This window comes from Thermodesulfobium sp. 4217-1 (assembly GCF_039822205.1).
GTDB lineage: Bacteria > Thermodesulfobiota > Thermodesulfobiia > Thermodesulfobiales > Thermodesulfobiaceae > Thermodesulfobium.
Genome location: NZ_JBAGBW010000007.1, coordinates 59,750 through 75,358, shown reverse-complemented (window position 1 = coordinate 75,358; position 15,609 = coordinate 59,750). Strand labels below are relative to the sequence as shown.

Genomic DNA, 15,609 nt, shown 5'->3' with positions numbered 1-15,609 from the left:
TACAAGAGGCAATGCAGCAGCATTTACAGGCGGTTGGGGCCAGTTAATAGGCGGAGTAAATGATTTGATTGAGGCCATTATAGAGCCTATTAAAGAGGCAGCAGAGGTGCTTGCTGAGATGTCAAAGGGCAATTTAAGTGTAATGGTTAAGGGTGAATATAAGGGTGATAATGCAAAGATCAAAAACTCTTTGAATGACACTATCAGTGCCTTATCGTCCTATATAAAAGAAATATCAGACGTGCTAACCCAGATTGCACAAGGAAACCTTGATCTTGAGATAAAAGTCGACTATAGAGGAGATTTTTCAGCGATAAAGGACTCTATAAATAATATTTTAGATTCTCTAAATGAAGTTATTGGAGATATCAACAATGCAGCCTCTCAGGTGTCATCTGGTTCTAACCAAGTGGCAAGCTCAGCCCAGTCTCTTTCACAGGGGGCTACAGAACAGGCCAGTGCCATAGAAGAGCTGACAGCATCTCTTGAAGAGATTTCAGGTCAGACGAAAAAGAATTCTGACGATGCAGTTGTAGCAAATAACTTGGCTACAGAGGCAAAGAACGATGCAGTTTTAGGTAACGGTCAGATGCAAGAGATGTTAAAGTCGATGGATGAGATTAACGAATCTTCAAATAATATTTCCAAGATAATCAAGGTAATTGATGAAATTGCTTTCCAGACAAACACCCTTGCTTTAAACGCAGCAGTTGAGGCTGCTCGTGCTGGACAACACGGTAAGGGCTTTGCGGTTGTAGCAGAAGAGGTTAGAAATCTTGCCACAAGAAGCGCTAATGCCGCTAAAGAGACCACACTTCTTATAGAGGGCTCAATTAAAAAAGTAGAAGTTGGCACAAAAATAGCCAAAGAAACTGCAGACGCACTAAATAAGATTGTAGAAGGCGTTTCTAAGGCTGCATCTTTGGTTAGCAGCATTGCAACAGCCTCAAATGAGCAAGCTCAAGCTGTAAATCAAGTGAATCAGGGCATACAACAGGTTTCTATAGTTGTGCAAAATAATTCTGCAACTTCTGAAGAGATTGCTGCTTCGAGCGAAGAGCTATCTTCACAGTCAGAGATATTGAAAGAACAGGCGAATCGTTTTAAACTTAAAAAGTCTAAGAAGGTCTCGTACAGTGAGATAGGCGATCTCCCAGATGACGTATTGCAACTTATTCAATCAATGAACAAGGCCAAGAAGTCAGGAAATAGTCTGAGCGGGCAAGATGAACGCAAAAAAAATACTAGCAAGAAACCAAAAATTGACTTAAACGATCATGATTTTGGTAAGTACTAAAAATAATTGTTTAGAAGAGCCCATCTATCGGGCTCTTCTAATATAATAGCTAAAATGTATAGAATTTCCGATGAGGAATTTAAAGAACTAAGGGATTTTGTTCATGAAAATTATGGAATATTTCTTAGGGATGAAAAAAAAGCGCTCGTTCTAAGTAGATTTCAACGCTATATGATGGATAACAACTTTTATTCTTTTAGAGAATATCTTGATTTTTTGAAAAAAAGTGAGAACAAAGAGGCATTAACGACTTTGGTAAATAAAATCACTACAAATTACACCTTTTTTATGAGAGAATCGGAGCACTTCAAGTATTTTAGGGATACGGTCCTTCCTTACTTAAAAGCTAAAAATAGTAATAAGGATATGAGAATTTGGTCCGCTGGCTGTTCTTCTGGAGAAGAGCCTTATACACTAGCTATGATAATAGATGAATTTTTTCACGGGCAAAAAGAAAATTGGGACACTAAAATTCTTGCAACCGACATTTCAGAGGAAGTTCTGTCAACCGCAAGAAAAGGAGTATATCCATTGGATAAGCTTTCTGATTTGCCAAATGCCTGGAGGGTTAATTATTTTAAAATTTATGATAAATCAAACTTGGTTGTTTCTGAGAAGATTAGGGAAGAGGTTATATTTAGGAGTTTCAATCTAATGGAAAAGGTCTTCCCATTTAAAAAGAAATTTGACGTTATTTTTTGTAGGAATGTAATGATATATTTCGATGAAAAAACGAAAAATATGCTTGTACAAAGATTTTTTGATAATACCAATCTTGGTGGATATCTTTTTATTGGGCATTCAGAGTCTATTAATCGGACTATCACGAAATACAAAAACGTAATTCCATCGGTATACAGGAAGGAATGAATATCATGAAAAAAATTAGAGTTATGGTGGTAGATGACTCTGCTGTTTTTAGAATGTTACTCATAAGGGGCATAAGTACAGATCCCGATATAGAGGTTGTCGCGCAGGCGATAGATCCTTTTGATGCGAGTGAGAAAATTGTTCAATTTCATCCAGATGTTATGACTTGTGACGTTCAAATGCCAAAAATGGATGGAATAGAATTTATTAGAAAACTTATTCCTCAATATCCTATACCTGTAGTTGTGGTGAGCTCTATTAGCAACTCAGTAATTGATGCTCTTAAAGCGGGAGCTGTTGATTTTGTGAGTAAACCAGATATTAGCTCAGTAAGCCTGGTAAAAGATTTTTTGGATGAGCTTATAAACAAGGTGAAAATAGCCTCCAAGGCTAAGGTATTCAAGGAGTCTAAGGGCCAACAAAAAAATTTAACCAATCTAAATAAACAATCTTTTGAGAGGAAAATTATAGCAATTGGCGCGTCAACGGGTGGTACAGAGGCAATATTTAGAATATTGCAAGACTTCCCATCTCAGATGCCTGGAATTGTGATAACCCAACACATACCTCCAGTTTTTTCAAAAATGTTTGCTGAAAGGCTAAACAATTCAACCAACTTAAATGTCAAAGAGGCGAAAACAGGAGATATCCTTCTTCCTGGTATGGCAATTTTGGCCCCAGGAGACCAACATATGAAGATCGTAAGCGCTAATGAAGGATATGGAATAGAGTGTAATTATGGCGAAAAAGTAAATGGTCATAGGCCATCTGTAGATATACTTTTCGAAAGCGTTGCAAAAGAGGCAGGAAAAAAAGCTATAGGAGTCATATTAACCGGTATGGGCTACGATGGCGCAAAGGGACTTTTAGCTATGAGGAGGAAGGGTGCAAGAACTATTGGTCAGGATGAATCAAGCTGTGTGGTCTATGGAATGCCAAAGGTCGCTTTTGATTTAGGCGCTGTAGAAAAACAAGCTTCGCTTGATCAGATTCCTGTTGAGATTTATAGACTGTTATCTGAAAGCCATCCTTAATTGGTTAAGGAGGAAGAGATGGATTATTTTAAAGAGCTTAACGATGTTTTAAAATTTAGTCCTGTTGAGATTTTGATATTAGACGATCAGGCGAAGGTTGTTTGGGCTAGTAACGCTGTATTATCGCAATTTGATAAAAGACTCGAAAAGATTGAGAGCTTAAGAATTGGGAGTGCCCTGCTGTGTGAAGGCAGCCTGGAGAATGCGCTTGGTTGTGGCTTTGGGGAGAGCTGCAAAACATGTGAACTGAATAAAATAATTAAGCAAAGCTTAAAGACAAAAAAGCCTATCATAAACAAGGAGATTAATAAAACATTTATTCAAGGTTCAAAGAGAAGGACGTTCTGGTTTTTGGTAAATATAAACCAAACTAAAATATCTGAAAAAAATTATATTGTTTTAAGTATGACCGATATCACTGAGAAAAAAGAAAAAGAAAAGTCTCTTGAATCAATAAATGACTATTATCTTGATATGATTGACAATTTTCCATCGATGTTTTGGAGAACCAATACTGCTGGAGAGGTAATTTTTGCAAATCAAGAATATCTGGATTTTTTTGGATTTAGCTTAGATGAGGCTTTAAAATTTGGATGGTCAGAAAGGTTTAGCCCAGATTCTAAGATTGAAGATTTTGAAACTCTTAGAGACTCATGCTTAAAGCCTGAGCCTTTTAAGTTGGAACAACAAAGAGTTGACGCTAACGGAGAAATCAGAGATTGTTTGATTATTGGAAAGCCATATTTTATTAGGGAGCAGTTTGCAGGTCATACGGGCGTAGTGATAGACATTACCGAGATAAAGAGAATACAAAAAATGCTGGAAGAAACCAACAGCAAATATGTCGAACTCTTTAACAATATAATTGGAAATTATGTTCTATTTAAAATTGAATATGACAATGAAGCTAAGCCATCTGAGCTCATATACCTAGAGGTAAATAAGTTTTTTGAAGATAAGGTGGGTGGCAGGATATCAGATTTTCTTGGCAAAAAACTCTCTGAAATTAATTTTGAACTAAACGAGAGAATTATAGAAAATTTAAACAATAGAGCTGTTCAGAAGGGATTGAGTTTTGAAATTGGAACTTATTTTAGCCCTGCTTTAAATAGATGGTATGTTGGGAATGCGTATATACCAGAGGAAGGATATGTCGCTACAATTTCAAATGATATTACTGATTTAATGAAGGCAGAAGAAGATTTGATTAAGGCAAAGGAGATTGCTGAGAGCGCAAACAAAGCGAAGAGCGAATTTTTGGCCAATATGAGCCATGAAATCAGAACTCCCTTAAACGGTATTATAGGTTTGATAGATCTTTTGCTAATAACAAAGCTTGATTCTGAGCAAAAAGACTATGCCCAGACGATTAAGCTTTGCTCTAATAATCTTCTAAATGTAATTAATCAGGTTCTTGATTTTTCAAAGATTGAGGCAAATCGTATGCAGGTGGAACATATTGATTTTGATCTAAAAAAAGTCATAGATGAGACGTGTCAGATACACTCATTTAAAGCAAAAGAAAAGAATTTGACTTTTAAGTGTGATATTTCTTCTTCTATTCAAGGAATTGTTACGGGAGATCCTGTGAAGCTTAAACAGGTTTTGAACAATCTATTGTCTAATGCTATTAAATTTACTGATTCTGGAGAAGTTATGCTCTCTGCTGCAATAGAAAAATATGATGGTGATAGCTACAAGGTAAAATTTACAGTAAAAGACTCAGGAATAGGCATAGCAAAAGAGGATCAGAAAAAACTTTTTACCGCTTTTAATCAAATAGATGGATCGATAACAAGAAATTTTGGTGGAACTGGATTGGGGCTTGTAATTTCAAAAAGGCTAATAGAGATGTTGGGCGGTCATATTACGGTAGAGAGCGAAAAGGGCAAAGGGACAAAATTTGAATTTTATTTAAACTTTAAGAAGTCTAAGGGGAGAAGATCTGATACGCTTTTAGACGGCAATGATTTTAAAAAGATTAAAACACAAATTAGAATACTTTTGGTTGATGACGATATGGTAAATGCTAAGGTCATAGGATTGATGCTACATAATTGGGGCTATTCTTTTGATTCAGCGAGAAATGGCCTTGAGGCAGTAGATCTTTTTAAAAACAATAAGTTCGATCTAATACTTATGGACATTCAAATGCCAATTTTAGACGGAATAGAGGCTACAAAAAAAATTCGTGAGATTGAGGGAGACAAAAATCATATTCCAGTCATAGCTTTAACGGCAAATGCACTAAAGGGCGACAGAGAGAGGCTTCTTTCATTGGGTATGGATGAATATCTTTCAAAACCAGTAGGTTTAAACGATCTATATAGTAAGATTGACTATGTGTTAAGGAGATTCAAGGATACTGTGTCTTTTAATAACAAAGGAGATGTGAGAATCAGCGAAAATGGTGAGATTATTTTTGGTGACACGGTAAAGAAATATGATTCTTCTAATACTAAAGATTTAAAAAAGATTGATGAAGAAATTAAAAATCTAAAGATTAATTTTCAAGCAGGCGATCTTTATGAGATAGAGGCAATTTCTCATAGGCTAAAAGAAGAATTTGCAGATTTGGATGATGACTTAAAGGTATGTGCCTTTAAACTGGAGCTCGCTGCAAGGAATAGTAAGATGAAGACAGTAGCGAATAAAGTAACTGAGCTAGAAGACAGATTTAATACTTTTAAAAAATTACTTAATATTGGAGGTTTATAGTGAAAATTCTGGTTGCTGAAGACGACATGCCGAGCAGGAAATTTTTATCTAAATTTTTATCTGATTATGGGGATGTGGATATGGTAGTAGATGGTTTGGAGGCATTGGATGCTTATCTTATATCAGTTAAAGAAAATGAATTATACGATCTAATCTGTCTTGACATAATGATGCCAAAGGTTGATGGCATTAAGGTTTTGAAGGCTATAAAGGACTATGAGGATAAAAAGGGAGTTGAGATAAGCAAAAGATCTAAAGTAATGATGACTACCGCTCTTTCAGATACCGAATACGTGAATGAAGCCCTTAAATTGGGGTGTACAGCTTATGCTGCAAAACCACTCAATATAAAAAAAATGAGCGAGGTTATGGAAAAGCTGGGTTTTCAAAAGACATCTCATAAGGTTGTAAGGTAATATGCTTATTTTTGTATTTTTGGGAGAAAATAATTTTTTATAAATTGTAATAAATTACGAATTTGTAGTGAAATAGTTAGATTCATTTTGGATAAATTAGATTATAATATATGTTTGTTTGGTTTTTTTATCTTTATGGGGCTTTAAAAATATTGTCTAAATCTATGAAGGATTGGTCTATTTATCTAAAATGTCTGTTTTTGGTCTCTTAAACCTATTTGTAGTTTATATTGTATGGAGCAGCACTTATCTGGCAATAAGAATTGCTGTGACAGGTGGATTTGAGCCATTTACGCTTGGGGCAGTAAGACTATTTTTTGCTGGTTTGATATTGTTCATTGTATTAATCATAAAAAGGATGAATTTAAGGCTGAATTTCTACGAATTTAAGATAATATTTTCTACCAGTATGCTGATGTGGGTTTTGGGGAATGGTCTGATTATGTGGGCTGAACAAAATGCAGCCTCTGGTCTGACAGCCTTGATCTTAGGGGTCACGCCTATATTAGCATCTTTTTTGGACTCAATTTTTACCAAAAAAATGCCGTCATTGATATCTGTATTTTCTTTATTGCTTGGATTTGTTGGTGTATTTTGCTTGTTTATTCCGAAGATATCTAATTTTTCTCTTATAGACATATTTTCTTATTCACTGGTGTTTATTTCAGCTTTTTGCTGGGCTGTTGGGGCGATTATTCAAAGAAACAATAGCCTAAATATGTCGGTTTTGACAATGAGCTTTTATCAGAGTCTATTTGCCTCCATAGGATTTTTCTTGCTCAGCCTTGTTTTTCATGAAAGCTACGCAATGCCAAGCTATAACGCTGTCCTGGCATTGTGGTATCTTGTGATATTTGGCTCTGTATTTGCCTTTACTGCATATATAAATGCTGTAAAGCTATTGCCTATAAATATATCTATGACCTATGCGTATGTAAACCCTGTCCTTGCTCTATTTTTAGGGCATATTGTTTTAAATGAAGAAATAAATAAGTTTACTATCATTGGAGCTTTGCTGATAATTTTAGGCATATTGGGAGTTTTTAAAGATCAATTTAACAAGAACAAAAAATAATCAGTTTGAATTTACTGAATTAATTTTTATGCATTCCATATTTTTAAAATGTGCTCTATTGAAGAGTACGATGCTAAAAGATTTTTTTCAGCATTGCAGTTCAGAAAATCTATTGATGAGTGATGGGCAGCAATAAGCCTTGAGTCCTCAGATTCCTTTAGTGAACGAGATCTTATGGTCCCGTCCAAATGGGATGTAAAGAAATGTTTATCGTCTTTAAAGGCTATAAAGGTTATGGGGCTGCTTTTGCCGACTTCTTCTCTTATAAAATCGCCTTCTGATGAAAATATCATTAAGGTGCCGTCATTGTAGCCCAATATAACCTTGGAAGAATCTGTGGAATAGGAAAAATACGTTATAAAAAAATCACTTCTTTCAGGTATTGATACCTCTCTGCCTTCTTTTAAAAACCATACCAATAACTGGTTTTTGTCATTTAGATACAATACTGATTCTCCGTCAGGTGAGAACTCAAAATTTTTGAAACAAAATCTTTTGTTTGAAAATGTTCCAAGTTTTGTGCCTTCGATGGTAGACCATAAGTCGGTGTCAAAGCTGTACTTGTTCTTAGATGTAAAAAACATCTTATTGTAGCTGAAAATCAATTCGCTAACTGGCTCAAGATTGTTTTTTATACACCAAAGATTTTTCCCCTCGTTAAAAAGCCATAGTTCAAGAGTTCCATCTTCAAAACCAGATATTAAAAAATTTTCATCTATTGATAGGCTAAGAGATGATATCTCACCATCGTAAGAAGATAATTCTTTTATAAGTGTGTTTTTTTCAATGTCATAAACTTTTATTTCTGAATTATTGTGGCCTGTTATCAGTTTGTTTGAATTGGCGTTGGTACAAAAAGCTGTTATTGGCGACTGTGGATTTATTTTAGATGTTGAGTTGTGATCACATAAAGATATCATTTCAACCTGGTTGGATCTTTTTATTACGAATAAATTCTCAAAATTTTTCGACAAACTAAAAGATTTTGAATTAAAGTCGAATTGAAATTCTAATTCTGGCTTATCAAGGCTTGAAACATCTAACTCTGGAAATGAATCTGCTTTTTTATATACTGATATGTTTCTAAAGTGTGATATAAAGAGTTTATTTAAATTTCTATTGTATGCAAGAGGCAATCCGTCGAATCTTTTTTCAAAAGTTATGCTCAAGTCGTTTGGGTCTATTTGTTTTAAAAATAAATCAAAAGAGCCAGTAATCAAACTATTTTCATCTAAAACTGAAAGCATTAAGATCTCTGACTCATGGACTTTGTTGCTATTTAAAATTATTTTGTCTTTTATCAAATAAATATACCCTTCGCTGGAGGCTGTAATAATAGATTTTGTGTCATCTAAGAATACAAAATTTGAAATCCAAGAATTTTCCAATTTTTGAATCAGATCTATCTCTTTTGTTTTAAGATCTATTTGAAACAATTCACCGTCTAAAGTAGAGGCAAGGATAAATTTATTGTCATTTGCGAAGTCTACTCTATATATGCTCGAATGTAGGTTGAACTTTTCAATAATCTCCATATTTTTAATTTTAATAATCAAAATAGTTCCGTCATGTAGCCCTGCTGCTATCAGTTTGCTATCATTTGAAAATTTTATTGAGTTTATCCAGGAGGCATGATCTATTATTGAATTAATTAAATAGCCAGTTTTTAGGGAAAATATTTTTATTTCTCCATCATAGCCTCCGACAGATAATAGGCTATTATCATTGGATATTGATATTGTTTTTGCCCATGAGTTTAGAGTCCCGATTTTTAATGATTCTTGAGTGTTCAAATCTATTGTGTAAATATAATTTGATTTTTCTGAGTAAGCTATGATATCAAGGTTTTTCGAGAAATCAAAACAGAAATCTTTGTGATCTTCTATAAAAATTTTGTGTTCTAAGCTTTTAATATTTTGGTTAAAATTTCTCATATTGTTTAGAAAATGTTCTGGGCTTCTTTCGTTTAACATTATATAAATACTGAGAGAGTCTATAAAATTTAAGCTTCTTTCGTTGTATGGAAACTGTGACGCTTTGAAAGGTATTTGCTTGTTAAAAATTAATTTGTTAGTTTTTATGTCTGTAATTTTTATAAAGCCATCTGTGTTTGAGCTATAAAAAAGGGTTTCATCCTTGCTGCACTTTATCGTGTCTACCCAACTTTGAAATATGTTTATGGTATTTATAGGGGCAGAGCTATTTAAATCATATATGTTTATTGTGCCATCGTTGAAACCTACAATCAAATTATCAAAGCTATTCGCATAACAAATAGACGTAGGCCATAAAGGAGATGTGTCTATCACATTGATAGGATTCTTGGAATCTATGTTCCAAATTTTTATGGTAGAATCATATCCGCCTGATGCAATCTGGGTGTCGTCTGATGAAAATGCAAGCGAAGAAATTCTGTTTTGATGGCCCTCAAATTTATTTATTATTTTTTTATCCTGAACAGACCACAGTATTATTAAGTTGTCTCTGCTGCCCGATAGCAGATATTTTCCATCATGAGAAAAGGTCAGCGCAAGTATCCAATCTTCGTGGCCGCTTAAGCTTTCTATAGGCTTATCTTTGAAGATATTCCATAAAAGTATGGAAGAGTTAAATCCCCCGGAAGCAAAGTGAATTCCATCGGGAGAAAATGCAGTTATAAATATCCAGTCTCTTCTCTTTCTTAATTTATCAATAAGATAGCCAGTTAAAATTGGAAAATTGCCTTCAGCAAAATTGCCTGACTGAGGGATATTTATTTCCTTTTCAAAAATAAAATTTAATGTTTTTTTATCCACTGGTTTAATTTTTCATCTTAATAGATAATTTATTATACAGTAAACTTTTATTAATATATTTTTAACATAAAATTAAATGACTGTTTTCAAATTACTGTTATAATTATTGTGAAAAACAAATTCAATAAATTTATAATTATAGAAAAGGGGGAAATATGTTTAGAAAAACTAAAATTATTTGTACTTTGGGACCTAGCACGGACGATCCTGACATTCTATATAGCTTCGTAGAAAAGGGTATGGACGTTGCCAGGTTTAATTTTTCTCACGGAGATTACGAGGATCACTTTAGAAGGATTCAAATGGTGAGAGAGGCTTCTAAAAAGCTGAAGAAAGAAGTGGCTCTTATGTTAGACACAAAGGGTCCTGAGATTCGAGTCGGAAAATTTAAGACAGGGTCTGCTCAGCTTAACAAGGGTCAAAAATTTATTCTGACTGCTAAAGAGGTTGATGGAGATGAAGGAATAGTAAGTCTTACATATCCCGATCTGGTCTCAAGGGTAAAGAAAGGCAACGTAATTGTTCTGTCTGATGGTCTTATCTCGCTTTTGGTGGATGAGACTGATGATAAGAATATTTATACTACAGTGATGAACAACGGTGTCTTAAAGGATCACAAGAGGGTAGCTGTTCCAGGAGTTTTTTTGGATATGCAATTTTTGTCTGAAAAAGATATAAACGATATAAAGTTTGGGGTGGAACATGAGATGGACTTTATTGCTGCATCTTTCGTCCAAAATGCAGCCAATATTTTAGAAATCAGAAGGGTATTAGAAGAGAATAATTCCAATATTGACATTATCGCGAAGATTGAAAATAAATTTGGTATTGATAATATTGATGAGATCCTTAAAGCTGCCGATGGCATTATGGTGGCAAGGGGAGATATGGGAATTGAGATACCAAATGAAGACGTTCCACTGATCCAAAAAGAGCTTATAAAAAAAGCCAATAAAGTGGGCAAACCTGTGATTACTGCTACACAGATGCTCGAGTCTATGATAAATAACCCTCATCCTACCAGAGCAGAGGCTAGTGATGTGGCAAATGCAATTCTGGATGGTACGGATGCAATAATGTTGAGCGGTGAGACGGCTGCAGGGAATTATCCACTGGAAGCTATGGAGATGATGGCAAGGATATCGGTGAAAACTGAGACTTCATTAGATTATAAGACAATATTTTTGTCAAAAGGTCTAAATCAAAAAACAACTACTGACGCTATAAGCCATGCTACAGTTCAGATTTCTCACGAACTCGATGCTGCTGCAATAATAAGCATTACCCAAAGCGGCTATACTGCTAAAATGGTATCAAAATATAGACCAAATGCTTTTATAATAGGCGTTTCTTCTGATATTAAAATGGTCAGAAAGATGAAATTGATTTGGGGGGTTTATCCTATAATTTGTAGCAGAACAAATAATATTGAAGAGATGGTTTTAGAAGCCATTAGCAGATCGAATGCCACCAAGCTTATAAATGAGGGAGATCTAATAGTCATTACTGCTGGAGTGCCTATTGGCGCTACTGGCACTACAAATATGGTGAGGGTTCACGTAGTAGGCAATATTTTACTAAGGGGTATCGGTGTGGGGCATACCTCATTTACTGGTCAAGTGTGTATTGCAAATACTTTGAAAGATTTCAAGGAGAAGATGAAGCCAGGAAGCATTGTGGTCGCAAAACGTATTGATGAAGAATCTGCAAAATATACTACTGATGCGGGTGCGCTAATAGTAGAAGAGGGAGGTCTTACTTCCAATGCTGTGATATTGGGCATAAACTTCGGAATTCCTGTGGTGATAGGAGTCGATGGCGCGGTGGAAACGCTGAAAGATGGCCTTGTGATAACGGTAGATGCTGAAAGGGGATTGGTCTATCAAGGGGAGATAAACGTAAGATAAATTTAAAATTTTATGTTAAAATATAAAGTATAACGAAGTTTAAAATATTTGTTGAACACATTACCCTGGTTTTTGGCCAGGGTATTTTTATGAGAAAGCAGGAGGTTTGATATGAAAGAGTATGACGTAATAATTGTGGGTGCAGGTCCTGCGGGAATTTTTGCCGCATTGGAGCTTACAAAAAGGCTTGAAAATAGCAGAGTATTAATAGTGGAAAAGGGACATGATATATCCAACAGGCACTGTCCAATGAGGGATAGGAAGACTCAGTGTTTGAATTGCTCTCCTTGTGCTCTGATGAGTGGATGGGGCGGTGCAGGTGCATTTAGCGATGGAAAACTAACGTTATCTACTGATATTGGCGGAAATCTTGCTGATATTATAGGCGAAGAAAGCTTAAGCAATCTGGTGTCTTATGTGGACAAAATATGGGTAGATTTTGGCGGAACAGAGCAAGTATTTTCTCCAAATCAAGAAGAAGAGACAGAATTAAAAAAGAGATCTATCTTAGCTGATTTGAAGTATATACCATTTCGGGTTAGACATCTGGGTACAGATAAATCTCCCGTTATATTACAGAATATGAAAGACGATTTAGAAAAAAAGATTGATATTCTTACATCGTCCACTGTGGACGAGATCATAGTAAAAGACAATTGCGTTAAGGGTATCAAGATGTCAGATGGATCTGTTTATAAAAGTTCGTATGTCATAGTTTCTCCTGGCCGCGATGGGGCAGACTGGATTTTTAATGAAGCCAAGAGATTGGGCATTGAAGTGCAAAACAACCCTGTAGACATTGGCGTGAGGGTAGAGCTTCCTGCTACTATCATGGAAGAGCTAACAAAAATAACCTATGAAATAAAGTTAGTATATTACTCTAAGCTCTTTGAAGATAAAATAAGAACATTTTGTATGAATCCTTATGGCGAGGTTGTGAGTGAACAAAGCGATGGGGTAATTACCGTAAATGGTCACAGCTATGCTGATAGAAAGACCGAAAATACAAATTTCGCCTTGCTTGTCAGCAAATCTTTTACAGAGCCCTTTAAGGATCCTATCTCTTATGGGAAATACATTGCAAGGCTGGCAAACCTTTTGGGCGGCGGCGTGATGGTTCAAAGATTGGGAGACCTCCTGGAAGGGAGAAGATCCACCAAAGAAAGACTTCTAAAATCTGTGGTTTCTCCTACATTAAAAGGTGCTACCCCTGGCGATATAAGTTTGGTATTGCCTTATAGACATCTGAAGAGCATTATAGAAATGCTTCAGGCATTGGATAAACTTGCACCTGGAGTTTATTCTCGCTATACTTTACTCTATGCTGTCGAGGTTAAATACTATTCCTCAAGGTTGAAATTAAATGTCGAACTGATGACACCGATTGAGGGATTGTATGGAGCAGGTGATGGAGTCGGAGTGACAAGAGGTCTAATACAGGCTTCTGCATCTGGTGTGCTGGCAGCAAAGAGCATTATAAATAAGATAAAAAATTAATTAAGGAGGACAATTATGTCAGATAAAGCTCAGGAAAACAATCCGGGTATTATGGAACCCTTAGTTTTGCCAAATGTAAAAAAAGTTGTTGCAATATTGAGCGGGAAGGGCGGAGTAGGAAAGAGCACTACTACTTCACTTTTAGCGTGTGAGTTCGCAAGAAGAAACTTTAAGGTGGGAATATTGGATGCTGATGTGACGGGACCTAGCATACCAAAGCTATTTGGCGTTAATAAGAAGTTAGAGGTTAAAAACGATAAATTGCAGCCAGCTACCACAAAAACGGGTATAAAGGTAATATCTCTTAATTTGCTTTTGCCTTCAGAGGACGATCCTGTAATCTGGCGTGGTCCAATGCTCTCAAAGGTTATCAAAGAATTTTGGGAACAGGTTGATTGGGGAGATTTAGATTATCTGTTTATAGACTTGCCGCCTGGAACTTCTGATGTTCTTATCACAGTTTTTCAGTCAATTCCTGTGGACGGCGCAATTGTGGTGACTACTCCTCAAGACTTAGCTTCTCTAATAGTAAAAAAGAGTATGAAGATGGTAAAAAGAGTGAAGAATGGAAAGCTCTTTGGCATTGTTGAGAATATGAGTTATTTTGTGTGTCCTGACAATCAAAAGGAATATTATATATTTGGTGCCTCCAAGGTTGAGAAGATTGCTATGGAATATGGTATAGAAGTTCTGGCAAAAGTGCCTATTGACCCTGTAATGGTTCAAATGGCCGATGATGGCAAAATTGAAGGCTATTCAAAAGAGATCTTTTCACACTTAAAAATATAATTTTGTTGATTTGTTAACATTGAAAGGGGAAGAGTTATGATTGGTTTTACCAAGCTCCTTTGTGGAAAAGCTACTGTTTCTGACGTTATAAAAGAAAGAGATAAAGAAAGCGGCGTAAAAGATCCCAAGCTTCTTCAGTTTACTACTGAGAATAGACCCTTGGTCGTCTGGAATGTGACAAAGGCTTGTAACCTAAAGTGTAAGCACTGCTATATAAACGCAGGCGAAAAGACCTCAAACGAGCTGACCACAGAAGAGGCAAAGGTTTTGATAGACGATTTAGCAACTCTGGGAACCCCTGTGTTACTGTTCTCTGGCGGAGAGCCATTATTGAGAGAAGACATATTTGAATTGGCTGAATATGCCTTTTCTAAGGGCATAAGACCAGTTCTGTCTTCAAATGGGACACTTATAACAAAAGATGTTGCTAAAAGGCTGAAAGATAGCCATTTTCAATATGTAGGCATTAGCTTAGACGGTTTGGAAGAGGTTCATGACGATTTTCGAGGTGTAGAGGGCTCTTTTAGAAAATCTATTGAAGGCATAAAAAATTGTCTGGAGATAGATCTAAAATCTGGTGTCAGATTTACCGTTAACCAGATGAATTTCCAAGATTTGCCCGATGTGCTTGATTTCGTGGCTGAAAATAATATCCCAAGATTTTGCATGTATCATCTGGTCTACTCTGGAAGAGGCAAAGAGATGCTGGAGCTGGATCTGACGAAAGATCAAAATGTAGAGCTTTTTGATATTCTTGTAAAGAAGACAAAGGAGTTTGACAAAAAAGGGGTAGATCTGGAAATCTTGACTACTGACAATCACGCTGATGGTATTGCACTTTATCTGTACCTTACATCAAATGAGCCAGATAGGGCTGACGAGATAAAGGAGCTCTTAAAGATGCACGGCGGATGCTCAGCTGGCACGAAATTTGCAAATATTGACAATGAGGGGAACGTTCACCCCTGCCAGTTCTGGCTTCATTATAACCTTGGGAATATCAGGGAGAGACCATTCTCACAGATCTGGACAGATGAAAACGAGCCTCTCTTGAAAAAGCTTCGAAATAAAGAAAAATATCTAAAAGGAATATGCGGTGAGTGCAAATACAATTATCTTTGCGGAGGCTGCAGAATAAGAGCCGAGGTGGTTCATGGCGATATTATGCAAGAGGACCCTGCCTGTTATATAGATAAATTGGAATTTTGATA

General features: G+C 35.8%; 11 protein-coding genes. 10 read left to right on the top strand and 1 reads right to left on the bottom strand.

Annotated features, from left to right (window positions below):
* The 6 genes from V4762_RS04275 to V4762_RS04250 all read left to right on the top strand — a co-directional run.
* The coding region (locus tag V4762_RS04275; protein ID WP_347314543.1) for a methyl-accepting chemotaxis protein at positions 1 to 1,297 on the top strand (1,297 nt) is incomplete at its 5' end.
* Between the two features lie 54 nt (positions 1,298 to 1,351).
* Positions 1,352 to 2,167, top strand: coding sequence for a CheR family methyltransferase (locus V4762_RS04270; RefSeq protein WP_347314545.1), 816 nt, complete (start codon positions 1,352 to 1,354; stop codon positions 2,165 to 2,167).
* 5 nt (positions 2,168 to 2,172) lie between these two features.
* Positions 2,173 to 3,201 carry a protein-glutamate methylesterase/protein-glutamine glutaminase gene (locus V4762_RS04265; RefSeq protein ID WP_458646938.1) on the top strand — a complete coding sequence of 343 codons (1,029 nt, stop codon included), beginning with the start codon at positions 2,173 to 2,175 and terminating at the stop codon, positions 3,199 to 3,201.
* 18 nt (positions 3,202 to 3,219) lie between these two features.
* Positions 3,220 to 5,919 carry an ATP-binding protein gene (locus V4762_RS04260; protein ID WP_347314541.1) on the top strand — a complete coding sequence of 900 codons (2,700 nt, stop codon included), beginning with the start codon at positions 3,220 to 3,222 and terminating at the stop codon, positions 5,917 to 5,919.
* Complete coding sequence (locus V4762_RS04255; protein ID WP_347314540.1) at positions 5,919 to 6,335, top strand: response regulator; 417 nt, start codon at positions 5,919 to 5,921, stop codon at positions 6,333 to 6,335. Before V4762_RS04260 ends, V4762_RS04255 begins: the two co-directional genes overlap by 1 nt.
* 172 nt (positions 6,336 to 6,507) lie before the next feature.
* Positions 6,508 to 7,410 (top strand): DMT family transporter, encoded by a 903-nt coding sequence (locus tag V4762_RS04250; protein WP_347314539.1) that lies wholly within the window; start codon positions 6,508 to 6,510, stop codon positions 7,408 to 7,410.
* 26 nt (positions 7,411 to 7,436) lie between these two features.
* Here V4762_RS04250 and V4762_RS04245 read toward each other — a convergent pair whose 3' ends face one another.
* Positions 7,437 to 10,205 (bottom strand): WD40 repeat domain-containing protein, encoded by a 2,769-nt coding sequence (locus tag V4762_RS04245; protein WP_347314538.1) that lies wholly within the window; start codon positions 10,203 to 10,205, stop codon positions 7,437 to 7,439.
* Between the two features lie 155 nt (positions 10,206 to 10,360).
* Between V4762_RS04245 and pyk the strand changes: the two genes are divergently transcribed.
* The 4 genes from pyk (at position 10,361) to V4762_RS04225 (ending at position 15,607) form a co-directional block, all read left to right on the top strand.
* Positions 10,361 to 12,112, top strand: coding sequence for a pyruvate kinase (gene pyk / locus V4762_RS04240; RefSeq protein WP_347314537.1), 1,752 nt, complete (start codon positions 10,361 to 10,363; stop codon positions 12,110 to 12,112).
* A gap of 111 nt (positions 12,113 to 12,223) precedes the next feature.
* On the top strand, positions 12,224 to 13,609 hold the full coding sequence (locus V4762_RS04235; protein WP_347314536.1) for an NAD(P)/FAD-dependent oxidoreductase: 1,386 nt from the start codon (positions 12,224 to 12,226) through the stop codon (positions 13,607 to 13,609).
* A 15-nt stretch (positions 13,610 to 13,624) separates the two neighbouring features.
* The gene (locus V4762_RS04230; RefSeq protein ID WP_347314535.1) at positions 13,625 to 14,398 is read left to right on the top strand and encodes an Mrp/NBP35 family ATP-binding protein; all 774 of its coding nucleotides are present in this window, start codon (positions 13,625 to 13,627) and stop codon (positions 14,396 to 14,398) included.
* 36 nt (positions 14,399 to 14,434) lie between these two features.
* A complete protein-coding gene (locus V4762_RS04225; protein ID WP_347314534.1) occupies positions 14,435 to 15,607 on the top strand; it encodes a radical SAM/SPASM domain-containing protein in 1,173 nt (390 codons plus the stop codon).
* Positions 15,608 to 15,609: the final 2 nt, after the last annotated feature.

Bases quoted from the DNA above. Each gene is read 5' to 3' on its own strand.
- V4762_RS04265 (WP_458646938.1), top strand. From the start codon at position 2,173: ATGAAAAAAATTAGAGTTATGGTGGTAGATGACTCTGCTGTTTTTAGA.
- V4762_RS04260 (WP_347314541.1), top strand. From the start codon at position 3,220: ATGGATTATTTTAAAGAGCTTAACGATGTTTTAAAATTTAGTCCTGTT.
- V4762_RS04235 (WP_347314536.1), top strand. From the start codon at position 12,224: ATGAAAGAGTATGACGTAATAATTGTGGGTGCAGGTCCTGCGGGAATT.
- pyk (WP_347314537.1), top strand. From the start codon at position 10,361: ATGTTTAGAAAAACTAAAATTATTTGTACTTTGGGACCTAGCACGGAC.
- V4762_RS04225 (WP_347314534.1), top strand. From the start codon at position 14,435: ATGATTGGTTTTACCAAGCTCCTTTGTGGAAAAGCTACTGTTTCTGAC.
- V4762_RS04230 (WP_347314535.1), top strand. From the start codon at position 13,625: ATGTCAGATAAAGCTCAGGAAAACAATCCGGGTATTATGGAACCCTTA.
- V4762_RS04270 (WP_347314545.1), top strand. From the start codon at position 1,352: ATGTATAGAATTTCCGATGAGGAATTTAAAGAACTAAGGGATTTTGTT.